This is a genomic window from Alteromonas sp. AWM4_230, from assembly GCF_056158305.1.
In genome coordinates, this window is sequence record NZ_JBSWTB010000001.1 from 588346 (window position 1) to 611245 (window position 22900).

The window sequence follows — 22900 nt, forward strand, 5'->3', positions numbered from 1 at the left end:
CAGTCTGCATGATTAATCACCCACTCTGCGAGAGTTAAAAAAGGGCGAAACGCCCTTTTTTAATGAATGCAATACGCTAATGTCGCGCGATCGTAAAGGAGCTCAACACGCTACCGGCGCCCCATTTTTGCCGGCAGAGAGTTTGATAGCGTCCCACAATTTTGCCATGTGCAATCCTTGTTCAATATCTGAAGGGTTTTGCATATTGCCGTCCTTCGTTTGTAAGAAAACATTCATCAAATTGTTTGCTGATTCCTGCTCTTTGCGCTCAATGTTGCCGTCTCTGTCTTCAATCTCAATCCAGCGTCCCCACGCGCAGACTCTCACGACATAGTTAGTGAAAAAGCACTCTATTCGAGATGTACATCGAATGCTTTTGCCGCACGCGTGCATAGAAAAAAGCATCCCGTCCGCCAGTTCTCCTATTACCGTTGTGACAATATCCACAGGAAAGTTATGGTTGTTCATTTTTGCACTAACACTGGCAAAGGGCTGAGAGCAAAGCATTGATGTGGTGTTCATCATGTGTGCACCCGTATCAAACATAAAACCACCACCTGAGATTTCAGGCACTTGCTTCCAATGGCCAGTGTAAGTGTCTGCCCAATCTTCCCATATTGCAGCATTGATACTCATCAAATCGCCATAGCGCTTTGTGGCAATATCTTCTTTCAATTGGTGAACAAGGGGAGACAATCCACCTTGATAGGCAACCACAAGCTGCTTACCGCTGGCCTGTTGGGCCAATTGGAGTGCTTTCGCTTCATCAACGGTCGTTACCATGGGCTTTTCAAGTAGTACGTCTAAGTTCAACTCTAGGGCAGCTAACGCTTGATCTGCGTGAACAGCATGTGGAGTACAAATATAAACGGCATCTAGCGTACTACCTTGTTCACTTAAAAGGGTTTGCCAGTCTTGATAAGCGTGTACCTGCTTGTGATCGTGATCGCTAAGAATTGCTTTAACGTGCTGCAACGCTCCCTCGCTTGGATCGCAAACACAAACAATGTCGATATCAGTGCGCTGAGACCATGTGTTGATATATTGAGATGATTTTTTGCCGCAACCAATAACGCCAAGTTTTAACTTCATGGTATCCCCACATTTAACCAAATGTTATTTAAAAAGAGTGTGAAACAATCAAAGGGATTAACAATGACTGTGATTTATTCACCTAGTGTTTACTATATTTACATTAAATTCTATATTGACACCGGTGTCAAGAACGTAATAGTCTGTGTTAAATCAGTGTTAAAATATTAGCTGCAAAGGTTGGGAGTTCATCAATGAATGACGTAGAAAAAAGAAAGCAGCCAGGTTGGAAAAACATCATTGCTTGGGGTTCAGGAGACATTTTTGGAAGCGGCTCTGGCACTATAATTGGGTTGTGGATGCTTTACTTTTTCACCCAAGTTGCAGGTTTGTCGCCTGTTGAAGCAGGGTTGATTTTTGCTATTGGTAAGTTATGGGACGCCATTACTGACCCTATCGTTGCGTATATTACTGATAATATCCGAACTCGATTTGGACGCAGAAAAGTGTTTTTTCTTTTTGGCGCACCGTTGCTAATTGTGTTTGGTCTCATGTTCATCTCTGGATTTGGGTTTACTTATTACCTTGTCACTTATCTTTTATTCAACACCATGTTTACCGTGGTGATGACGCCTTATTGCACACTTCCAAACGAGATGACAGACGACTATGAAATTCGAACTAAGATGGGAAGTTGCCGCCTGACGTTTGGTCAAATAACGGCATTTGTTGTTACCCTAATCCCTGGGCTAATCATGTCCAATGTTGAAGATGAAGCCCAAGCCTTTATCTACATTGGTTTTTTGTTTGGATTTATTTTCACTTTGCCGTGGTACTTTATTTACAAATACACGTGGGAAATCGAACCTTCGAGGCTCCCTCCTCCGAAAGAGGTCTCTTCCATAAAAGAAACCCTTGTTGATTTATATAAGGAAATGGCAAGTACACTGCAAATAAAGACATTCCGAATTCATCTGATGATGTATATCGGTGGTTCAGTAGCATTAGACATTTTTGGCGCACTCTTTCTACACTATATTACATTTAACCTCAATCTATCTGCGGGTGAAGGTGGACAAATCTTAAGTGTGATGACCTTTATGCAGTTTTTTGGTGTGCTTACCTTTACGTGGTTCGCGCTAAAAATAGGGAATGCTAACGCCTATAAAATAGCATTAGGTCTTATGTTTGTTAGCCTTGCTTTTTTCGCTATTCTCCCCAATATTGCGCTCGATGTGAGCAAAGCGGTTTTCTTGGGCGCCGTTCTTATTGGCCTCGCGCGAGGCGGCATATATCTTATTCCTTGGGTGATCTTTAACTCTATTCCCGATGTGGATGAAATTCTGACGGGGCGACGTAGAGCGGGAATATTCTCTGGAGTCATGACCCTTGGGAGGAAAATATGTCAGGCCTCTGCAATGTTGATTGCAAGCATTGGTTTGCAATGGGTCGGCTTTGAATCTGGCGCTAAAGTGCAGACAAGTGAGACTATTTCAGGCGTCTACTGGCTATTTTTGATAGGACCAACATGTCTAGCGATTATTGCGCTATTTGGCGCAACGCTCTTTCAGTTAACCAAGCAAAAGCACAAAATACTTATTGATGAAGTCAGTCGCTTGCGTAAAGGTGGGGCAAAGCAGGATGCGTTACCTCACGTTGTTAGCGTGGTTGAGGAGTTAACTGGTTGGGAGTATAAATATATGTGGGGCAATAAAAAAAGAAAAAAGCATCCTTCCTCTTACACCGCGGCAATACAGACGAAACCGTCGTTGAGCGTCTGTAGAGCGTGAAATAGCCAAGTGACGTTAAGCACTTGGCTATTTCACAAAGGTTACGTTAGGCTTCAGACTCTCTTGAAATCGCACGGTGTGCAATGACAGTGCGATAGTATACATCTTTAAATTGAATGGTTTTTAGCAGCTCGTAGGCTTTTTGCTGCGCTTCAGTTACGTTATTACCTAACGCAGTTGCACAAAGTACGCGGCCGCCTGCGGTTTCATCTAAATCAAGTAAAGCTCGTACGTGGTCTAAATGATGGATGTCATGCTCACTCAATTTTCCATCGTCTAACACACTTTGCACTGTATCTTTGAACCGATCACGCTTTAACTGCATTTGGGTGGTATAGCTTGATGATAAAATGCCCGCTGGTAAGGCGTAAAAGCATATACCCATGATGGTTATAAGCCCACCGAACACCTTGCCTAATGCTGTAACGGGAACGGCATCACCATAACCCACGGTCGTTAGCGTGACTAGTGCCCACCATAAAGATGCTGGAGTACTGCTGAAAACGTTGGGCTGCGCAGTGTGTTCGATATAGTAAATGCAGGTGGCGGCGATAACAGTGAAAAGCAGAAGTACGCTAATAGCGGCGATGAGGCTATGCGACTCGTTGCGCAATACGGTGATAAGGGTTTGCATTGAACGGGAATAGCGACCAATTTTCAAAATTCGAAGTACTCTGAATACCCGTAATATACGTAAATCAAATGCCACGAAAACGCTTAAGTAAAAAGGTAGTATTGCCATTAAATCCACCAGTGCCATAGGACTTTTTATATAAGCCCAACGTTTTTGCCATGCCGTCGTTTTTTCTTGGGAAGTGCCGTTAGCTTTGGAAGTGCCGCTAGCTTTGGAAACACGGGGAGGCGCCGATGCACTGCTGTAAACGCGAAGTATGTATTCAACAGTGAAAATAAGTACCGAAACGACCTCAATGATATGCAATTCATGCTGCCAAATGGTGGGAATACCCGGTACAGTTTCTAGCATCATGGCCGCTATATTTACGATAATCAGCGCAATAAGCAATATATCAAACAACTTGCTACGTTTTTTGTATTCGTGAGCTTCGCTAGCGGGGGCAAGAATGTGATAGCACGCGTTTCGAAATGACATAGCTAAATTTATGATTTAAGAATTAACCTTGTTATATCAATAACGGCGATAAATTGATAATGCTTCTGATAAAGAGAGGCGTTACTGTGCAGCTTTTCAAACGCAGTAGGGCTCAAAACATGATAGTTTAAACGTCAGGAAGGCAAACTAAGAGCGTATTCAATTGAAAAGTACTAAACCCCTAGTATCAGCATTCACCTCTACATTACTTGTCGCTATGCTTGCCCCGGCAGTACAAGCGAAGCCGGACAGTGTTATGTTTACCGCGAATGCACCTGTTATAGATGGCGTAGCAAATGATGCTGCATGGAAAGAAGGTGATTGGCACGACATGACCTCGCTGATGTGGGGCACCAGGCCCGAGCCCAGTGACTTTTCTGGTAGATATAAACTACGCTGGGATAAACAGGCCTTGTACCTTTTAGCAGAAATAGAAGACGACCACCTTTCAGATACCTATGCCAACCCGCTTGAACGATATTGGGATGATGATTGCCTAGAAGTCTTTATTGATGCGGATGCCTCTGGTGGCGATCACTTTAATAACTACAACGCGTTCGCTTATCACTTAGCGCTAGACAACCAAGTTGTTGATATTGGTCCGAATGAAGCGGGTGAAGCCGTGCCTCAGCTGTATAACAATCACGTTGAAAACAAATGGCAGCGAGATATATCGGCGCCTCATAAGATTTATTGGGAAGCGGCTGTGCGTGTATTTGACGATAGCTATCAGCATGGAAAAGACAACTCACCATTAACCTTAAAAGAAGATATGGCGCTGGGCTTTATGTTGGCCTACTGTGACGCCGATGGCGGTGACAGAGAACACTTTTTAGGCTCTCATGACATTACTCCAATAAACGGTGATAAAAACCTGGGGTTTAAGGATGCGTCTGTGTTTGGGAAAGTGACTTTAGCGAAGTAGTGAAGACCTAAATTAAGGCGTTTGAGCCTTAAAAAGGAGTTTGCGCGCTCCCTTCAGCCAGTGTATTGCTATAAGATAAACTTTATCCACTGGCTGTGGATGCTCACATATTCAATTATCGAATTACCGCTAGACAAAGCCGTAGCTGGTTACTGTTCTTTAAACAAAACAACAAGGCCTTGGGGCACTTCGGTGGTTGATAAAACATACGTCATTGAGTTTTTATTATTTAGTACATATGCCAACGCTTCTTCTTGAGAACGAAACTCTTTTGGTGGAGTTTTTCTTCCACTAAAACGCATTTGTGCCCAATACCCCTGAATACGGGATTCCGTAAGCGCAATAAACTTAGTGTTGAATATTGTCCTAGCGGTATTGGGTGGTCGCAATCCTACAGGCTCTATATCCCAATCAGAAGAATTTCCCATAAAGATGTCTCGAATTTGCCATTTTTCAGTTGGAGCGTCTTGCGCTTCCAAGTTAGCAACAATGATGACTTCTTCGCACCTTGCGAATGAAGCAAACATGGCAAAAAGAATGGCAAACAATAGCGTGCGAGTTTTCATTAGAACACCCACTCTAGTGCAAATTGGGTGAGTACCGCATTTCTATCAAAAGCCGGGTTTTTTATTTCTGAGTAAAATGAGTTCTGCCCCTCCTCACCGCTTAACCAAGTTACCTCAGCTTTGGCTGACATATTGTGTCTAAAGTCCCAGCGAAGCCCTACTGAAAGTGAATCAAGGTCATAGCGCGGAAGACTATCGACTATTGCGTCATAGGCAAAAGACAATGAAGTGAGTTGTGGTGATTGTCCCTTCGGAATTTGATTTGTTGGAACATCATTGCTGCTATTTGCAGAAGCAATAGTCGTAAATATTTGAAACTCATCAAAGTGATACCCAAGAGTCAGGTAGTATGCATTAACTTCGGGGACACTGATTAAATCTGATTCAATTTTAATAACTTCAGAGTAAACAAAATAATCAAGAGAGTCATATTGCAGGCTTGCTTGATACGCCACTGCGTCTGAATCAAATCGAAAAACGTCGGCGTTTTCTGTGTACCCGGCAAGCTCTAAGAGTGTCGCAAAGTCTTGAAAGCCGGGGATGTCTGCGAAGAAGTCAGATGACACTATGGCTGAAGCCCGCGCACGAAAGCCGCCTTTAGATATCCCTAATATAAGCCCCCGAATATCGTTTACTTCAATGGCTGTTTCTTCACCTGCACGGTCAAAAGTTCCGTCATAAGTGCCGTAATAAGCTTCAACTTCTACATTCAATTTATTGAAGTGAATGCGATACGTTGCGCTTAAGCCCTCATAGTTTGAAAATAAAAAGCCGCCGTAAACTTGTTCGGGAGGCGTAATCCAAGGATAAGCGAAGCCCACGTCAAGTACGTCGCTGTAGCGAAAAAATGGAGTTCTTAATTTGCCTAACTTAAAGCTCCAATTAGAGTTCGCGTTATACGTTAGATAAAGCCATTCAAGACCTGAATCTCTATCGTCATTTGAATGCCCGAGTAATTGCCCAGACAATTTAAGTTTTTCACTAATACTTAGGTCCGCTTGTAACGCGAATAAGGACTGTTCAGAAAAACTGAAATCATTTGAATAGCCTTGGAATTCAGCTTCGCTAGTGTCTAGTTGTCCTCCAATAACTCTAGCAAAGCCACTGATACCTATTGAGTCAGAGAGGGTATCACTGCTCTTCGCCGTACAGGTAAAGCATGCTAGGTATATTGTCAGTATGAAAAGGGTTTTCATTCACCATGAATTCTTTTGTACTTTGATTTCGTTCAAGTATAGACGGTCAAAGTAAAAAGTTTCGTCTTTTTAACGCATTAAGTGATAGTTATGTAAGCGTTAGGTGTGAGAGTCAAAAAAGGCACTATAAAAAACGCGGCCTACGCCGCGTCTTTGATATTTGTGTTATATGTGTCGCTTATTAAGCTTCAGCTTCACGGGCAATTGCACGGTGGGCAATGTCAGTACGGTAATACACATCTTTAAACTGAATGGTTTTTAGTAGCTCGTAGGCTTTTTGCTGGGCTTCGGTTACGTTGTTACCTAGCGCGGTTGCGCACAGCACGCGGCCACCAGCGGTAACCACATCACCGTCTTGAAGTGCGGTACCTGCGTGGAAAACCTTTCCATCTAGCTTCGCGGCGTCTTCAAAACCGGTTATTACGTCACCTTTATCATAGCTGCCTGGGTAGCCGCCAGCTGCAAGTACAACACCTACCGATGCGCGCTCGTCAAATTCAATGGTTTTGCCCGCAAGTTCGCCTTTACACGCTGCTTGGCAAAGTGGAACCAAATCAGATTTTAAGCGCAGCATAATTGGCTGAGTTTCTGGGTCGCCAAAGCGACAGTTGTACTCAATGACCTTTGGTGTACCGTCGGCCATAATCATTAGGCCCGCATATAAAAAGCCAACATAGTCGTTACCTTCAGCGGCCATGCCATCAACGGTCGGCATGATCACTTCCTGCATAATGCGGTCGTGAATGTCTTGCGTAACAACCGGAGCAGGAGAGTAAGCACCCATACCACCTGTGTTAGGCCCTTTATCGCCGTCAGCCGCACGTTTGTGGTCTTGGCTGGTGGCAAAAGGCAGTACGTTCTTACCGTCTACCATTACAATGAACGACGCTTCTTCGCCGTCTAGGAATTCTTCAATAACTACGCGGCTGCCCGCTTCGCCAAAGGCATTGCCCGCTAGCATATCCCGAATAGCATCTTCAGCTTCTTCAAGGGTCATCGCAACGATAACACCTTTACCGGCAGCAAGACCGTCAGCTTTTACTACAATCGGCGCGCCTTTCTCGCGAACATAGGCAATAGCCGGGTCAATTTCGGTGAAGTTTTGATACTCAGCCGTAGGAATATTGTGGCGAGCTAAAAAATCTTTGGTAAAAGCTTTTGAGCCCTCAAGCTGCGCCGCAGCTTGAGTAGGACCAAATATCATTAAACCCGCGTTAGTGAACGCATCTACCACACCTGCAACTAGCGGCGCTTCTGGGCCTACAATAGTAAGCGCAACATCGTTACCTTGAGCAAAAGAAACTAAGCCTGCGATGTCGTTAACATCAATAGCTACGTTCTCAAGCTTAGGCTCTGTAGCGGTACCCGCATTACCAGGTGCTACAAATACTGTTGAAACATCAGAAGACTGCGCTGCTTTAAACGCTAGCGCGTGCTCGCGGCCACCGCCGCCAATTACAAGTACGTTCATTAACTGTTCCGTTTTGAGTGTTTAATATTATGATTTTGGTTTGGTGAATTTTAGCGTCATGCGATTGCTCTCGCCAATCGCCATGTATTTTTCTCTGTCTTGATCATCAAGTGCCAAGCGAGGGGGGAGCGTCCACACACCTTTCGGGTGGTCTGCTGTGTCCATTGGGTTTGCGTTTACATCGCTACTTGCTTCAAGTACAAAACCCGCTTTTTCAGCGGCAGCTACAACGTAAGAACGCTTCATGTAGCCACTTTTCTTCATTGCTTCATCATCTGCACTTTCAGGTAGTTCATGTTCCACTACGCCCAGTACGCCACCTGGTTTAAGTGCTTTGAAGAAAGCCCCAAACGCATTGTCGATACCTTCGTCACCGTGACGCATGTACCAGTTGTGTACGTTGCGAAAGGTTAGCACCATATCAGCGCTGCCAGCTTCGCTAATATCTAGCGCTTTCATAGGGTCGAATGCGGTAAGTTCTGCACCTTCGTACTTCATGCCCGGCTTCATTTTTTCTTTAAAGCCTTCTACCGACTTTTTGTAGTAGCCGCTGGTTTCATCGTCTACATAAAAGTGGGCTGCAACGTATTTTCCGTCTTGTTTTACAACAGAATAAAGAATGTCGGCATACCAACCGCCACCTGGCGAAATTTCTACCACAGTCATGTCTGGCTGTAAGCCAAAAAAGCGTAGTGTTTGCTGAGGGTTGCGGTATTCGTCGCGCACTTTGGCTTTATCGGTGCGGATATCGCTCATCGCGGCGTCAGAAATTGAATCAGCGCTTGCATAGGTTGCTGTCACACCGAGTGTTGCGGCTAACACAAGTTGGGCTAACTTTTTCATTCTTATTTCCTTTTTCTGTCGAGGGTAGGTAATTGTCTATGCGGACTAGTAAAACATAACATTTATTAGTAACACTATTACTACAAATTACCACGGGTCAGATCAAGCCTATCAGCTAACCCCCATTTGCACTTACGCCTTAGCAGAATAATTCGCAACTTTGTCGCTTCGATAAGGTTTCACTACAACCAAGCAATCGCCTCGAGTTTGCGTATTAAAAAGGGTTAAGGAAAAATAACAAACACACAGTAAAGTAACAAAGTGCCACTTTACTGCGTGTTTAACTTAGGTGTTGGTTTCCCTCACTAAGCCTGCACTAAAAGATATGGTGTAGATACCTATTAGTGACGGAAGTGACGCATACCTGTGAACACCATAGCAATGCCGTGTTCATCAGCAGCATCAATCACTTCTTGGTCGCGCATAGAGCCGCCTGGCTGAATTACTGCCTTAATGCCAGCTTCAGCTGCAGCGTCAATGCCGTCACGGAATGGGAAGAAAGCATCAGATGCCATTACCGAGCCAGCCACTTCAAGGTTCTCATCGGCAGCTTTAATACCCGCAATTTTCGCAGAGTAAACGCGGCTCATTTGACCTGCGCCCACGCCTACCGTCATAGCGTCTTTGCAGTAAACAATTGCGTTAGACTTCACGTATTTTGCTACCTTCCAGCAGAACATAAGGTCGCGAAGTTCTTCTTCGCTAGGCTTACGCTTAGTCACCACTTCTAGGTCTTCCATTTCAACCATGCCGAAGTCGCGCTCTTGTACTAATAAACCGCCGTTTACACGCTTAAAGTCATAACCTTCAGTTAGCTGACCAGCCCAATCGCCGCACGCTAGAAGGCGTACGTTCTTTTTCGCACTTACGACTTCTTTTGCTTCATCACTTACGGTTGGTGCAATAATGACTTCTACAAATTGACGGTCAACAATGGCTTGTGCTGTTTTTGCGTCAAGCTCGCGGTTAAACGCGATTATGCCACCAAATGCTGACGTTGGGTCAGTTTTAAACGCACGATCGTATGCGCTTAGAATATCGTCGCCAATAGCAACACCGCACGGGTTGGCGTGCTTAACGATTACACATGCTGGCTCTTCGAATTCCTTAACGCACTCTAGCGCTGCATCGGTATCAGCAATGTTGTTAAACGATAGCTCTTTACCTTGAAGCTGAGTAGCGGTAGCCACAGATGCTTCTTGAATATCGTTTTCTACATAGAAAGCCGCTTCTTGATGGCTGTTCTCACCATAGCGAAGATCTTGCTTCTTAGTCAGCTGCATGTTGTAGGTACGTGGGAATTCACTATGCTGGTGGTCGCAGTCCGCTTCACAACCTGTGCTATCTAAACGCGCACCAAAATAGTTCGCAATCATGCCGTCGTATTCAGCTGTGTGTTCAAATGCTTTGATGGCTAAATCGAAGCGTGTGCTGTAAGACAAAGAGCCGTTATTGTCGTTCATTTCAGCAAGTACGCGAGCGTAGTCAGAAGCATTAACTACAATAGTCACATCTTTATGGTTTTTCGCAGCAGCACGTACCATGGTCGGTCCGCCGATATCGATATTTTCAATCGCATCTTCTAGCGTGCAGTCTTCGTTTGCCACGGTTGCAGCAAATGGGTAAAGGTTAACTACCACAAGGTCGATAGGCGCAATGTTGTGCTCTTCCATCACTGCTTCATCGGTACCGCGACGACCAAGGATACCGCCATGAATTTTAGGGTGAAGCGTTTTAACACGACCTGCCATAATTTCCGGATGACCTGTGTGATCAGAGACTTCTTTAACAGGTAAGCCAGCGTCAGCGAGAAGTTTAGCAGTACCGCCCGTCGACAGAAGTTCTACTCCAGCGTTATGCAGCGCTGTCGCGAAATCGAGGATACCGGTTTTATCAGAGACACTAAGGAGAGCACGTTTAATAGGTTTTGGTGTTTGCATAAATTTTAAGTTTCTAATGTTGTAGTGTTGAAACAAAAAGAGCACCGATTGGTGCTCTTTGGTGGGCAAAGCCCTTGGAATCTTAGTTCATGCCGTATTGCTTAAGCTTCTTGCGAAGTGTGCCACGGTTGATGCCCATCATGATGGCAGCGCGGGTTTGATTGCCGCGTGTGTAAGTCATGACTTCTTCTAGCAGCGGCGCTTCAACTTCAGCCAGTACCATTTCGTACAGGTTATCGATGTTTGCGTTATCCAATTGCTTAAGGTACTTATTAACCGCTTGCTTTACAGAGTCACGCAGTGGCTTTTGAGCTTGCGTTTGTGAAGGCGTAGTTACTGTAGTAGTAAAAGGTGAAGTCACGTTTTGATCGAACATAATACTGTGTTGCTCTTAAGTTAGTCATCACTATGCTGCGGGAGAGATCTGTCGGGTCTCTCGTGTCTGCAGCGCTTGAAAATATGCATTTAGTGCATCGAGTTGCTCATTCGCGTCATCGATAGCGTTAAACGTTTTACGAAACTGACGATCCGTATCGTGCTCCGCGAGATACCAGCCCACGTGCTTACGGGCAATTCTTACACCGGCTATGTCGCCATAAAAGTCCTGCACATTCGCTACATGCTCGTGCAAGAGTTCATATAACTCTGACAGTGGCGGTGCTGGTAGGTTCTCGCCCGTTTCAAGATAATGTTGGATCTGTTTAAAAATCCAAGGCTTACCTTGCGCGCCGCGACCTATCATTACGCCATCTGCACCAGTGTAATTCAGCACCTCTTGTGCTTTCTCTGGAGAAGTAATGTCACCATTTGCAATAACCGGAATTGATATTGCCGCCTTTATTTGACGTATGGTGTCGTACTCCGCTTCTCCCTTATACATACAAGCTCGCGTTCTGCCATGAACAGCAAGCGACTGTATGCCGTTTTGCTCTGCAATGCGGGCAATGTCTACCCCATTGCGATTTTCTGGGTTCCAGCCGGTGCGAATTTTCAGCGTCACGGGTACGTCAACAGCATTCACTACTGCTTTAATAATCGCTTCCACTGTGTCTGGGTATTGAAGCAGTGCAGAACCTGCTAGCTTCTTATTGACCTTCTTGGCAGGACAACCCATGTTGATGTCGATGATTTGCGCACCGTTATCTACATTAAATTGTGCTGCTTGAGCCATAAGCTCAGGGTCAGCCCCAGCTATCTGTACAGAGCGAATGCCTTCTTCACCCTCATGATTCATACGCGCCTGTGATTTGGCTGTGTTCCAAACCTTCGGATTACTCGAAAGCATTTCTGAAACAACAAGCCCTGCACCTAAGCGCTTACAAAGTTGGCGAAACGGTCTGTCTGTTACGCCAGCCATGGGGGCCAACATCAAATTGTTTTCTAACTCGTAAGGTCCAATTCGCATTGTAAAATGTATAGCTCGCCATCTAAAACTGCACAGAAAATATACACCCGGCTAAAACGGGGCGCTAAGTGTACGTGTTTTCGCAAGGCTTGAAAAGGCTAAAAATCACACAAAATTTCACTTCGTGGTCTTGACAGTGAAAAAAATCTGTCACATTAGTAAGCTAACGCCGATTTTTAGACTAATTATTGTACGAAAGTCTTACAGCCCCCGATTTGAAAGGGCTGTAATGTGAAAAAAATTAACAAATTATTAGATGCTGACGATTTTTATCGTATGAATTTTCGTCGCAATATCGCGGTGGTTTACCGTAAAGACTCTTATTTGACTAGACGTAAAATTAACCGTCTAGTCAATTTTATAATTGCGCTTAGTGTTTTTTGCCCGACACTCGCGCCCATTCTCCATCAATGGCGCTGGGCTCAAGCGTGATATCGCTAGCATAGGCGTCTTCAATTCGAGTTACTTGCTCTGCCAGTATGCCGGAAAGCACTAACAAGCCGTCTTTTTTGCAATAGTTAGTAATAACGCTTTGCAGTTCCAGTAACGGACCAGACAATATATTGGCCATAACCACATCGGCTTCTAGTTCAGGTTGGTCTTCTGGTAGATATACATCCAGGCGGTCTTCGACGCCATTGCGGCGTGCGTTTTCTTTTGTGGCTTGCAGGGCTTGCGGGTCAATATCAATACCAATAACGCGCTTAGCACCTAGTTTTAATGCAGCCAGCGCTAAAATGCCTGAACCACAGCCAAAATCGACCACAGTTTTATCTGTCATATCTATGCCGTCTAACCAACGTAGACACAGTGCAGTAGTAGGGTGCGTACCCGTGCCAAAAGCAAGGCCTGGGTCCAACATGACGTTAACGGCATCAGGGTCTGGAACGTCGCGCCAGCTTGGGCAAATCCACAGGCGCTCGCCAAACTGCATTGGGTGGAAATTATCCATCCACTCTCGTTCCCAGTCTTTATCTTCAAGCGGCTCTAGCTTGTATGTAAAGTCTGGGCCAAGCACTTTAGCTTTACCTAGGCGCTGCAGAATACTTTTTATATCCGCATCTGCTTCAAACAAACCCACTACTTGTGTGTCTGGCCACAGTAACACTTCACCCGGCTTGGGTTCGTACATTGGGGTGTCTTTCGCGTCGACATAGGTAACCGCCTGCGAGCCATTTGCAGTTAGCATGTCACCTATTGATTCCGCGTATTCAGAAGAAGTATTAATTCGAAGTTGTAGCCAAGCCATATTTATCGTTCGTTGGGACCTTTGCGGGTTATTGTACCTTTGCTTGGCGTTAAACAAAATGAAAGCACGTGAAAAGCGCAAACAAACGGCGTTATTTGTTTGAGTCAGTGGGGCTTAAGTACCTTAGCCTTTTGTCCACTGGTATGAATTGATAATGCGCCTATAGTAGTTATCAATGCGGTTCGATTGTAAAGTTAACCGGAGTTTTATGCGTATTCTTATCCCTTTTTTGTGTGCTGTTGCCATTGCTTTGCCTGCTAAAGCCCGTGAATTAGACGTGGTAGTTGGCTGGAACAAGCCACCCTATGTTATTTCTCAAGAACACAGCGGTTTTGAAATTGACCTGGTAAGAGCCATATTAGCAGAAATGGGGCATACGCTTTCGCCCATCTATGTTCCATTTGGGCGTACTGCTCGGCTTCTAAAAGATAGTACTGTGGATATAGGCCTTACACAAAGCGCAGCGCACAATGTGGACGATTCTGTTCTTTCCGACCCCTACATTATTTATCAAAATGTTGTTGTGACAAAAACGCAAAATAACTTTGTCATCAATGATGTTAATGGACTTAAAGGTAAGCGTGTCATTGGGTTTCAAACTGCACAATCGGTATTAGGTGAAGAGTTCAAGCAAGCATTAGCGCTAGAGCCAATGTATATGGAAATGGCAAGGCAAGACCGGCAGGTCGATATGCTCATGCTCGATCATGTGGACGCGATTGTTTTAGATAGAAACATTTTCAACTACTTCAAGTCTCAAAACAGCGCTTATGTTGAAGAGGAGACAGAATTCCATGAATTATTTCCTATCTCAATATATCGCGCGGCTATACCCAATCCAAAGCTGAGAGCAGAGTTTAATTCAGCCCTTCATCGCTTTATTGCAGGTGGTCGGTATCAATTACTGCTCAATGAATATCAGCTTGATAATCTGCTTCACAAGCTGCCAAAGGCGCCCACCAAACTGTAATTGCGTATTTTATCGTGTAGACAGTGAACCATTTTTGATTCAACGTATATCAAACGTAGCAATACGTTTATGTCCGTCACTTTTTACCTAACCGTAGATAAGGCACGATGGTAAAAAAGTCATCGCATAAGAACGTTTTCATAAAAACAATGCGTTAAGGAAAGCTCTATGTTGAAACAGTGGTATGTACTGGCTGTCACTTTGCTGTGCACCGCCTGTGTGTCGCAATCGCACCGTGAAAATAGTGATAATAAAAAGTGGCTAGATGAGCCAGCATATCTGCAGGTGCAGGCTATCGTTAATGGCGATACTACATCGACAGAGTTGGTCAGTGGTTATCTAGCGCGAATTGAGCAGTTAGATAAAAAGCCCAACAGCGTTTTAGCGCTAAATCCTAATGCATTAGCAGAAGCTAAATCAATCGATAAACAAATAGCCAGTGGAGCGGCATTAGGCCCGTTAGCCGGTATTCCCGTATTGCTTAAGGACAATATTGAAAGCGCAGAAATGCCCACAACAGCAGGTTCTATGGCGCTAATTAATAACGACACCGCACGAGATGCCCCCATTGTGGCGAAGCTAAAAGCAGCGGGCGCGATCATTCTAGGTAAAACAAATTTGTCTGAGTGGGCAAATTTTCGTTCTGAATCATCGATAAGCGGTTGGAGCGCAGTGGGTGGCTTAACTCGAAACCCTCACATATTATCAAGAAGTGCATGCGGTTCGTCGTCTGGCTCCGGCGCAGCGATGTCGCTTCGATTAGCGTCACTTGCCGTAGGTACTGAAACCAATGGTTCTATAATCTGCCCAGCATCTATTAACGGTGTAGTGGGCTTCAAGCCAACCGTTGGTTTACTTTCAAGAACGCACATTGTACCCATTTCATTCAGCCAAGATACGGCCGGACCCATGACAACCAACGTTCAAGACGCATGGCTGATGACAGCGGTAATGGCTGGCGAAGATGCAAGCGATAGTGCTACTGAAAATACAGCTTCCCATCGACCTGACATGCCTTCATCGGAAATGTTGGCAACAGATTTAAAAGGCAAACGCATTGGCGTTGTCAGGTATCGTCAAGGTGATAACCCTCATGTACTGGAAGTTTACGAAAGCGCGCTAAATCAGTTAAAAGCATCGGGTGCTACGCTGGTGGATATAAGTGATTTTTCACAGCCTGATTCCTTTTGGGCCGACTCTTACAATGTTTTACTCAGCGAATTCCATCACAGCATCAACGAATATTTGTCGGGCTCCCCAGCAGAGATCCCTGTAAGAAATCTATCTGAGCTTATTGCTTTTAACAACCAAACCGAGCGAGAGCTAGCGTTATTCAATCAAGATATTTTTGAAAAGTCGCTAGACGCTGCGCCTATTGATAGCGAAGCATATCAAAGCGCCCTTCGCCTTATTCAAGATACAGCGGGCAAAAACGGTATTGACGCATTGCTAGCAAAACACGACGTGGATGTATTAGTTGCGCCTTCAAACAGCCCTTCATTTTTAATCGACGGTGTGTATGGCGATCATTCGCCAGCTGGTTTTATTGGTATAGGCTATCTAGCCGCTGTTGCCGGCTATCCACATCTCACAGTACCAGCGGGTGAAGTGAAAGGCCTTCCAGTAGGCATTAGCTTTATCGGTGCTAAGTGGAAAGATGAAGATGTGCTAAAGATAGGTAAAGTCTTTGAAGCTAAACATGGCTTTTTCATTAAGCCAGGCCTTTTACCTACACGTTTTGATGACCCCAGCTTAAAAGGCATAAAGAATGGACTAAATGAGAGCCGCTAGCTAAAAGCACGTGGTTTGAATGTGAAGTCTGTTAAGCAGTGTTGAAACTAAAAAGCCCCCGACAATTATCGGGGGCTTTTGCTATTTATGTATGCTATTTATGTAGCTGCGAGTGATGATTTAACCTGGCTTTTTAACCCAAGCGCTACACCAGCCATCAGCGTTAACCAGCTTATTAGGGAAAATGTTACAAGGGCGATATTGTTCGCCATCGGCACCCTGCACGTACATGCAGTTTGCACATTTTGCACCTTCAACGGTTGAAGACGGTGTGTAGTTTAATGCTTTCGCAGTTGGGTCATCTGCGCTCAATTGTTCTTGAGCTTGCGCACGTAACGCTACACCACCTAATGTAAGACCGATAACTGTAGAGCCAGACAGTTTTAAAAAGTCACGGCGGTTTACAGATTTCATAACATTCTCCTTAAGAGATAGAAACGATAATGATTCTTTTTTATTCAGTGTCTTAAACGCAAAAACCTGCCCAAAGAGGCAGGTTTTGTGTAATGTTTAAATACTATCTCTTTTTGAAAAAAGATCGAATGAAATGTCTTATTTTCACTTGATCTAGATTAAATAAACTTCAGAGTAATAATACCCGATAGTAATTATCAGACCCTTCTATCTGCTACAAGTTCATTTTTTAGCTAGGGGGACTCCGGGTTTGGCGTAGGCAAACTGTGCAACACGCGTAGTGCTATGATAGCTATCTAATCCAGAAATACAGGCAGTGTTTGCTTTTTCTATATCGGCGTATCCGTCTTCATCAATAATGCTCTCTGGCATATGAAGCTCTTGAATTTCTCCAATAACCATTTCGGTTTCGTTAAGCAGTTTTAAATGTTGCGCCACTTTTAAGCCCATCTTGATTTCGCTTTCTTTAACAAACGGTGCACTAAATGACTCGCTAAACTGCGGCGTTAAACCCACTGCTTCAAATTCGCTCTCATCTGGAGCATAGCGAGCAGACGTTTGGTGCGCTTTGTCTACCCAATCAGTCGACACGTGATTTAGCGTGTAAAAGCCTTGTTGCTTAATATTGCTAAGGGTATCTCGTACCACAGTATGTGGGCGCATTATCATGCCTATAAGTGGCGGGTTAGCACCCACATGAACGATAGAGCTTACAATGGCTAAATTGTTGGTGTTTCCGTTTGTGGTACCCACTAACGTAGCCGACTTAAAGCCAGACAAGCTATTGACTAGATTAGCTCGGTATCGCTGTGCAAGCGCATCTATCTCGCTGCGTGTAAACTGCTTAGTCATTTTCTCGTTCTGCCTCAATTTGAATGTCGTCACCATGCTGATAAGTGGTCAACTCTATAGGTTGGCAGCAGACCTGACAGTCGAGTACTTGGACTTGACCCACATCGTTGACCTCATCTATCTCAACGTCATTAGGCGCCATACAGTAAGGGCAGGAGAAGCCCATGGAACGGGTTAAACTCATATTTCATTGCCTTATTAATCATGAATAGTGTTTATTACGTAATGCTAAGACGAGTGGATTTTCTTTAGCAAAATACCCCGTTATTTATGAAAAGAACGCGCTGAGGCAATCGCAATAGCCATTATTAAATGAAAGGCTTAATAATTAGCCCGAATAAACAGCAGCAAGGTGAATGAATAGAGGTGATGGTGTGGCAAATAAAGTAGGAAACTGCCCGTGTTGTAATAGAGAAACGCGACTTACTTATCATCATCTTATCCCGAAAAAAATGCACCGACGCACCTATTTCAAAAAGCACTTTAGCAAAGCCGAACTGCAGGACGGTATTTATATTTGTAGGCAGTGCCATAGCGGCATACATCGCTTTTATGATGAGATGACATTGGCCAAGCACTATTTTAATTTACAACGCTTACTAGATGACGAGCAGCTTTCAACGTTCTTTCAGTGGGTGTCTAAACAGCGAGTGCGTGTTTAATAAATGGCTTGGTCTAATACCGGCCAGTAGACTTTAAATACATTCGATATGGATTTAATTTGATTAACTTGGCTGTATAAATATACACTATTGGTGTTTTCACAGCCAAAGATACTTCATGCGAAAAGATTTACCGCCACGTTATTACCTCACACATTTTCACGAGTTCCTTAAGTTCTTTGAAGGTGTTAACAGCATGCTTTTGAGTGATGAGGCAGCTGATTTTGTTGAGCGCTTCAACGCATTAAACGATGATAAAAAATGTATTGTGGTGCGCGCTGCAAATCGCAAATATGCGGTTATTGACAGAACCCAGTTTAACTACGGCGAAATAACCGAGCCGCAAGCACAAATAGATTGTCTCATTGATAGCGGGTGGTTTGGCGACCTTTCGAACGCGTCGCTTAATGATATCGCCGGCGTTCTAACCAAAGATGCGTTGTTGGCGCTTCTTGCTGAATACGGCAGTACGCAGGGGCTCGCGTCTCTCACTAAGCCTAAACTCGTGACGTTACTTAATGAACATATCGGTGCTAGAGGCTGGCCAGAGAGCTTTTCGCTAAACAACTATTTAGTGTGTCTATTTGATAATGCGCTTCGCTATTTACTGTTTATCTATTTCGGTAATACCAAAAGCCGTCTGAATCAGTTTTCTATGCGCGATCTCGGTGTAATGAGAACCCGCTCCGATTCGGTAACCGATACTGCACGCTTTGAAAGTAAAAGCGATGCGCAAGCAGCTTGGTTTTACGCCAACCACTATAGCCAGCTAGCCTTTTATAACAATGATATGTTACTTGCCTTAGCGGATAGTGATTTCCCTGCTACAGAAGGTGTGTCAGCCAGTTTCTATCGCGATCAGCTGCTTTACGCACTTGGGCTTAAAGTGTTGGCTTTCGATAGGGCCAAAGGGTTAGACATTTTAAAACTAGCGCAAAGCGATAAAGCGAAAGAAAAGTGGCTAAGAGAGAGCTATAAAGACGGACAAGAAGATGACGTCAAACAAGCTCTTGAGGGCATTATTGATAATCCTCAATCTGATACGCTATTAGCGTTTGCCGAAGATTTTTATGCCCGTAAATACCATAAAAAGCGTACCAGTACCGTTACCGATATGCTACGAAATGCAAGCAGGTCGTTAGATATTGATGTAAGCCAAAATCAGCAGGTAGAACGCGGCGTATTGGCCCATTATGCAAGGCAAGGCGTAGAAGGCTGGCGCACAGAAAACCGTTTGTGGCGAAGTTTATTCGGTCTTACTTTTTGGAAGCAACTTTACGAAGAAGATACGCTGGTTACGGAGTTCGATCGCAGGCCATTATCGCTTAAGCAAAATAACTTTTACGCCAAGTTTGAGCAAAGTATTGAAGCACTGCTGCTTGCCCTTGATAGCAAAGAGAAACTGCGCTTTCACATTCATAAAATGGCCACAATGCACTATGGCAAAGTGAACAGCCTGTTTATGTGGTCAAGCCATTTGCTTACGCCTTTAGAGGCTCTGATAGAACACGGTTCTCTCGACAGTATCTATGCTTTACTTCGCATGATGTGTAAAGATTTTGAAAGCCTGCGCGATGGTTTCCCCGACATTATGGTGTTTGACGGCGCGCTTCGCTTTGAAGAAATTAAAGCGCCGGGCGATCAGCTTCGCCGTAACCAATTGGTTTCCATTCAGCGTTTGCAGCAAGCCGGGTTTGACGTTGCTGTAACGACAGTGAATTGGGTGCGGGACCCAGCTCAACCCTATGTCGTAGTGGATATTGAGACTACCGGTGGAAACAATAGTTATAACCGCATTACCGAAATAGGCATGGTTAAACTAGTCGGCGGTGAAGAGGTCGATAGATTTCAAACCTTGTTGAATCCACAGCGCAGAATTCCTAGTAATATAACCCGTCTTACAGGGATTTCGGATGACATGGTGGCAGACGCACCGCTTTTTGCTGAAGTTGCAGAACAGGTGGTGCGCTTTACTGAAGACGCTGTGTTTGTTGCCCATAATGTGAACTTTGACTATGGGTTCATTAAACAAGAGTTTGCGCGACTAGAGCAGCACTTCAGGCGACCTAAAATGTGCACCGTTCGCGAGATGCGTCGCACTTATCCCGGGCTGCCCTCGTACTCTTTGGCTAACCTAACCAAGCACTTCCATATCGAAATGGAACAGCACCACCGCGCGTTAAGTGATGCCAAGGCTGCTGCTGAGTTGTTAAAGCTGGCGTTTGAGAAAGATGATGAATTGACGGGTCTGTCGGCGAATTAATAACGTTGTTATTAAACTTTTTAGCATATGGGCACTGAACAAAATACGCGTAAACTCAGTATTGAGTTGAGTTATAACGTGCATATTGAGATGTAAAACATGGCATTAACTGAAGAACAAGAATCACGAGTTATTGAAATGGCGTGGGAAGATCGTACGCCGTTTGAAGCAATTGAACGTTTATACGGGCTGCCGGAAAAAGACGTGATAAAGCTTATGCGTAAGAACCTTAAACAAAAAACCTTTAAAAACTGGCGTGAGCGCGTGTCGGGCAGAAAAACTAAACACGCGAGCTTGCGCCCAGAAGGAGTGGATAGGGGTTATTGTCCTTCGCAGTACAAATATAAAAGTGCCAATAAGTAATTTTGATAAGTATTTGTTTGGCGTTACCAGTCTGACAACGTGAATTAGCCCAAGTTACTTCTTTGGCGGAGTAATAGTGGTTATAGGTAAAAGAAACGCGGTTAGTTCTTGGCGCAAAGGCGTTGGGAAGACAACCGTGTTTTCTGATTGCAGAATGCTCTTCGCATGGTGAACCTGACGTAAAAGATTTTGGTAGGTTTCATCATTTTGCTGCAATGCTTCAACCTTACTCATCATGAGTTCTATAAACTCGGCAGTGGATAAATCGTCGTGCTGCCTAATTTCAAAAGCAAGCGCTTTGAGAACATAGGCCTCCCACTCTTTTCTGTAGCTCTCTTTTAAGCGTTCAGGGTATATCGCCAAATCTGCAATATCTTGCGCTAAATCTACAATATCAAGTGGAGCATCGAATAAAACCCGAAATGCAAGAAGCACTTCATCAGAAAGGCGAGAAATGGGAAGTTTTTCTTTGAACTGAGCGTAGCGGCTTGGCACAAGAACACCTTTTTGTTGCGGGTAAAACTTATAGCTTTTTAGCCATGGACCTAATAATCCTGACTAACTAACATCGCCTGATTTTAGTAAAACCAATAGCTGGATGAAAGTAGGCTAGGTTAAAAATACGTAATCTGAAATAACTGAACGTATTGGCAGACCAGCTCGTAATCTATTATGCACTGTTAAAGTGTGTACGCGTTCTTGCTGTTTGGCCCATCGTTTGATGGGCCTTTTTTATTTGGCTTAGCCGTTCTTATGCTATCGGTTGTTTTAACGAACTGACGAACGTCAGTCACTTAACTTTCGAAAGAAAGCTTTATGCCGGCCAGTAACCGGCTGACGCTATCTACAACATCCGCTCTGACAAACCATTCCACATCATGCTTTTCAGATAATACGCCGCTAAATTCCAGCGAGCCACCGTGACCTGTTCCCAAGAAATCTTCAATTAGTTCAGCGCGTTCGCCAAAGTCGCTGTCTATGTAGGAGTAGTATGCGAAGTATTCTATAGGGTATGACGTGTTAAACGCACTGGCTGCAAATTCGCCGCTGGTGCCCACTACAACTTTTGCGGCACTTTCATCCATACGCTGCACTAATTCAACAAACGCCGTATCTTCGTCGTTTACTCGAAACCGATATTCTGCACGAGCGAATGTACCGCCGAGCATTTTTTCAAAACTGGTCTCATAACTGTGGCGTTGGCCCATTTTTGCTGAGTACTCTACTTCGAAATATTCATCTTCTCCCCCAATATTAAAGGCTTCAGACGCTTCTGCGTTAGCTAGTTGGCCAACTACTACCTCAATGGCGGTGTTGTTTGCTAATTGCCTCACGTGACGTACCCCGGTTATCCAACCATCTTTTGATAAGCCGGTGGAAGAAACACGCCCTTTGTAAGTCGGTATAATGCCTAACTCGGTTTTGCCGTAATCGTTCTCGTGCCTTAAATAAAGTCGCCTTGCATAGAGATAATCGGTGTTATCGCTGCCGAACGTATTGTGGCTTGATGAAAAGTCATCGCCCGTAACAACAAAGCTGTTTACTGACCACGTTGAGGTGATTGCTAGAGAGGGATAGTAGCGCAATCGGTATTGTTCTCTGCTAGGGCGATTAGAGCGTTCATCGTATCGAACTTGAATGTCTAGCTTCTGTGAGAAGGAAGGCGACATTGGCTCTGCAAGAGCGTCAGTTCCAGTAACAATGATGAGTGGTAAAACAAGAAAAACCGGTTTTCGCACTTATTAAACCCTACACGGCATGACTAATTATTTTATACATTAAATCTAATTAATTGGCGCAAATAAATTGCAATGTAATGGGAAAAAGGCAAAAAAAAGCCGGCAGGGATGCCGACAATAAGTGGAGTGGGACTCCAATAAGGGTAAACACACAAAAAGTTTCAAACTCAGGGAGATGTCTTAAAACTTGTATGCAGTATAGAGCCAATTTTTAAATAGGAAAATCGTTAAAAATTGATTGTGGTAATCGGAAAATTAGAATGTACTGAATAGCGAATAGCGAATAGCGAATAGCGAATAGCGAATAGCGAATAGCGA

Annotated in this window: 22 protein-coding genes; 7 read left to right on the forward strand and 15 right to left on the reverse strand. The window is 44.3% G+C overall.

All coding sequences use genetic code 11. The features are described from left to right. Positions 1–102 precede the first annotated feature (102 nt). A complete protein-coding gene (locus ACXACS_RS02540) occupies positions 103–1092 on the reverse strand; it encodes a Gfo/Idh/MocA family protein (protein ID WP_474803692.1) in 990 nt (329 codons plus the stop codon). Positions 1093–1286: 194 nt separating this feature from the next. Between ACXACS_RS02540 and ACXACS_RS02545 the strand changes: the two genes are divergently transcribed. Further along, the gene (locus ACXACS_RS02545) at positions 1287–2822 is read left to right on the forward strand and encodes an MFS transporter (protein WP_474803695.1); all 1536 of its coding nucleotides are present in this window, start codon (positions 1287–1289) and stop codon (positions 2820–2822) included. Between the two features lie 46 nt (positions 2823–2868). On the opposite strand, the gene ACXACS_RS02550 is transcribed toward ACXACS_RS02545, so the two are convergent. Continuing rightward, entirely contained in the window at positions 2869–3933 is a 1065-nt protein-coding gene (locus ACXACS_RS02550) for an ion transporter (protein ID WP_474803697.1), read from the reverse strand. A gap of 163 nt (positions 3934–4096) precedes the next feature. Between ACXACS_RS02550 and ACXACS_RS02555 the strand changes: the two genes are divergently transcribed. Next, positions 4097–4858 (forward strand): sugar-binding protein, encoded by a 762-nt coding sequence (locus ACXACS_RS02555; RefSeq protein ID WP_474803699.1) that lies wholly within the window; start codon positions 4097–4099, stop codon positions 4856–4858. Positions 4859–5007: 149 nt separating this feature from the next. Here the strand turns inward: ACXACS_RS02555 and ACXACS_RS02560 are convergent, their stop codons facing one another. The 8 genes from ACXACS_RS02560 to prmA all read right to left on the reverse strand — a co-directional run bounded on the left by ACXACS_RS02560 (position 5008) and on the right by prmA (position 13528). Further along, positions 5008–5424: a hypothetical protein gene (locus tag ACXACS_RS02560; RefSeq protein WP_474803701.1), complete on the reverse strand. Its 417-nt coding sequence runs from the start codon at positions 5422–5424 to the stop codon at positions 5008–5010. After that, entirely contained in the window at positions 5424–6620 is a 1197-nt protein-coding gene (locus ACXACS_RS02565) for a hypothetical protein (RefSeq protein WP_474803703.1), read from the reverse strand. The genes ACXACS_RS02560 and ACXACS_RS02565 overlap by 1 nt, the downstream gene beginning before the upstream one ends. Positions 6621–6801: 181 nt before the next feature. After that, complete coding sequence (gene purD, locus ACXACS_RS02570; RefSeq protein ID WP_474803705.1) at positions 6802–8091, reverse strand: phosphoribosylamine--glycine ligase; 1290 nt, start codon at positions 8089–8091, stop codon at positions 6802–6804. A 27-nt stretch (positions 8092–8118) separates the two neighbouring features. Then, positions 8119–8934 carry a class I SAM-dependent methyltransferase gene (locus ACXACS_RS02575; RefSeq protein ID WP_474803707.1) on the reverse strand — a complete coding sequence of 272 codons (816 nt, stop codon included), beginning with the start codon at positions 8932–8934 and terminating at the stop codon, positions 8119–8121. Positions 8935–9275: 341 nt separating this feature from the next. Further along, positions 9276–10874: a bifunctional phosphoribosylaminoimidazolecarboxamide formyltransferase/IMP cyclohydrolase gene (gene purH / locus ACXACS_RS02580; protein ID WP_474803709.1), complete on the reverse strand. Its 1599-nt coding sequence runs from the start codon at positions 10872–10874 to the stop codon at positions 9276–9278. A gap of 82 nt (positions 10875–10956) precedes the next feature. Then, on the reverse strand, positions 10957–11250 hold the full coding sequence (fis, locus tag ACXACS_RS02585) for a DNA-binding transcriptional regulator Fis (protein WP_012520109.1): 294 nt from the start codon (positions 11248–11250) through the stop codon (positions 10957–10959). 30 nt (positions 11251–11280) lie between these two features. Further along, complete coding sequence (dusB, locus tag ACXACS_RS02590; protein WP_474803715.1) at positions 11281–12279, reverse strand: tRNA dihydrouridine synthase DusB; 999 nt, start codon at positions 12277–12279, stop codon at positions 11281–11283. Between the two features lie 370 nt (positions 12280–12649). Next, positions 12650–13528 (reverse strand): 50S ribosomal protein L11 methyltransferase, encoded by an 879-nt coding sequence (gene prmA / locus ACXACS_RS02595; RefSeq protein ID WP_474803718.1) that lies wholly within the window; start codon positions 13526–13528, stop codon positions 12650–12652. A gap of 208 nt (positions 13529–13736) precedes the next feature. On the opposite strand from prmA, the gene ACXACS_RS02600 reads away from it, so the two are divergent. Then, entirely contained in the window at positions 13737–14498 is a 762-nt protein-coding gene (locus ACXACS_RS02600; protein ID WP_474803721.1) for a substrate-binding periplasmic protein, read from the forward strand. 168 nt (positions 14499–14666) lie between these two features. Next, entirely contained in the window at positions 14667–16289 is a 1623-nt protein-coding gene (locus ACXACS_RS02605) for an amidase (RefSeq protein ID WP_474803724.1), read from the forward strand. 120 nt (positions 16290–16409) lie between these two features. On the opposite strand, the gene ACXACS_RS02610 is transcribed toward ACXACS_RS02605, so the two are convergent. The 3 genes from ACXACS_RS02610 to ACXACS_RS02620 all read right to left on the reverse strand — a co-directional run bounded on the left by ACXACS_RS02610 (position 16410) and on the right by ACXACS_RS02620 (position 17739). Beyond that, the gene (locus ACXACS_RS02610) at positions 16410–16703 is read right to left on the reverse strand and encodes a high-potential iron-sulfur protein (protein ID WP_118491294.1); all 294 of its coding nucleotides are present in this window, start codon (positions 16701–16703) and stop codon (positions 16410–16412) included. A 222-nt stretch (positions 16704–16925) separates the two neighbouring features. Then, on the reverse strand, positions 16926–17555 hold the full coding sequence (locus tag ACXACS_RS02615; RefSeq protein ID WP_474803728.1) for a flavin reductase family protein: 630 nt from the start codon (positions 17553–17555) through the stop codon (positions 16926–16928). Then, on the reverse strand, positions 17548–17739 hold the full coding sequence (locus tag ACXACS_RS02620; protein WP_105932532.1) for a zinc ribbon domain-containing protein: 192 nt from the start codon (positions 17737–17739) through the stop codon (positions 17548–17550). The genes ACXACS_RS02615 and ACXACS_RS02620 overlap by 8 nt, the downstream gene beginning before the upstream one ends. Before the next feature lie 190 nt (positions 17740–17929). On the opposite strand from ACXACS_RS02620, the gene ACXACS_RS02625 reads away from it, so the two are divergent. From ACXACS_RS02625 to ACXACS_RS02635, 3 genes are all read left to right on the forward strand, one after another. Beyond that, positions 17930–18217, forward strand: a complete 288-nt coding sequence (locus tag ACXACS_RS02625) for a hypothetical protein (protein ID WP_269917953.1) — start codon at positions 17930–17932, stop codon at positions 18215–18217. A gap of 118 nt (positions 18218–18335) precedes the next feature. Beyond that, positions 18336–20480, forward strand: coding sequence for an exonuclease domain-containing protein (locus ACXACS_RS02630; protein ID WP_474803733.1), 2145 nt, complete (start codon positions 18336–18338; stop codon positions 20478–20480). A 99-nt stretch (positions 20481–20579) separates the two neighbouring features. Then, entirely contained in the window at positions 20580–20843 is a 264-nt protein-coding gene (locus ACXACS_RS02635; RefSeq protein WP_179984972.1) for a TIGR03643 family protein, read from the forward strand. Positions 20844–20897: 54 nt separating this feature from the next. Here the strand turns inward: ACXACS_RS02635 and ACXACS_RS02640 are convergent, their stop codons facing one another. Continuing rightward, positions 20898–21338 (reverse strand): hypothetical protein, encoded by a 441-nt coding sequence (locus ACXACS_RS02640; RefSeq protein WP_474803736.1) that lies wholly within the window; start codon positions 21336–21338, stop codon positions 20898–20900. A gap of 299 nt (positions 21339–21637) precedes the next feature. After that, positions 21638–22513: a hypothetical protein gene (locus ACXACS_RS02645; protein WP_474809193.1), complete on the reverse strand. Its 876-nt coding sequence runs from the start codon at positions 22511–22513 to the stop codon at positions 21638–21640. Between the last annotated feature and the right edge of the window lie 387 nt (positions 22514–22900).

Coding starts and splice junctions, on each gene's coding strand:
- ACXACS_RS02635 (WP_179984972.1), top strand. CDS start 20,580: ATGGCATTAACTGAAGAACAAGAATCACGAGTTATTGAAATGGCGTGG.
- dusB (WP_474803715.1), bottom strand. CDS start 12,279: ATGCGAATTGGACCTTACGAGTTAGAAAACAATTTGATGTTGGCCCCC.
- ACXACS_RS02620 (WP_105932532.1), bottom strand. CDS start 17,739: ATGAGTTTAACCCGTTCCATGGGCTTCTCCTGCCCTTACTGTATGGCG.
- ACXACS_RS02560 (WP_474803701.1), bottom strand. CDS start 5,424: ATGAAAACTCGCACGCTATTGTTTGCCATTCTTTTTGCCATGTTTGCT.
- ACXACS_RS02575 (WP_474803707.1), bottom strand. CDS start 8,934: ATGAAAAAGTTAGCCCAACTTGTGTTAGCCGCAACACTCGGTGTGACA.
- ACXACS_RS02610 (WP_118491294.1), bottom strand. CDS start 16,703: ATGAAATCTGTAAACCGCCGTGACTTTTTAAAACTGTCTGGCTCTACA.
- ACXACS_RS02605 (WP_474803724.1), top strand. CDS start 14,667: ATGTTGAAACAGTGGTATGTACTGGCTGTCACTTTGCTGTGCACCGCC.
- ACXACS_RS02600 (WP_474803721.1), top strand. CDS start 13,737: ATGCGTATTCTTATCCCTTTTTTGTGTGCTGTTGCCATTGCTTTGCCT.
- ACXACS_RS02615 (WP_474803728.1), bottom strand. CDS start 17,555: ATGACTAAGCAGTTTACACGCAGCGAGATAGATGCGCTTGCACAGCGA.
- ACXACS_RS02545 (WP_474803695.1), top strand. CDS start 1,287: ATGAATGACGTAGAAAAAAGAAAGCAGCCAGGTTGGAAAAACATCATT.
- ACXACS_RS02550 (WP_474803697.1), bottom strand. CDS start 3,933: ATGTCATTTCGAAACGCGTGCTATCACATTCTTGCCCCCGCTAGCGAA.
- ACXACS_RS02630 (WP_474803733.1), top strand. CDS start 18,336: ATGCGAAAAGATTTACCGCCACGTTATTACCTCACACATTTTCACGAG.
- purD (WP_474803705.1), bottom strand. CDS start 8,091: ATGAACGTACTTGTAATTGGCGGCGGTGGCCGCGAGCACGCGCTAGCG.
- ACXACS_RS02645 (WP_474809193.1), bottom strand. CDS start 22,513: ATGTCGCCTTCCTTCTCACAGAAGCTAGACATTCAAGTTCGATACGAT.
- prmA (WP_474803718.1), bottom strand. CDS start 13,528: ATGGCTTGGCTACAACTTCGAATTAATACTTCTTCTGAATACGCGGAA.
- ACXACS_RS02540 (WP_474803692.1), bottom strand. CDS start 1,092: ATGAAGTTAAAACTTGGCGTTATTGGTTGCGGCAAAAAATCATCTCAA.
- purH (WP_474803709.1), bottom strand. CDS start 10,874: ATGCAAACACCAAAACCTATTAAACGTGCTCTCCTTAGTGTCTCTGAT.
- fis (WP_012520109.1), bottom strand. CDS start 11,250: ATGTTCGATCAAAACGTGACTTCACCTTTTACTACTACAGTAACTACG.
- ACXACS_RS02565 (WP_474803703.1), bottom strand. CDS start 6,620: ATGAAAACCCTTTTCATACTGACAATATACCTAGCATGCTTTACCTGT.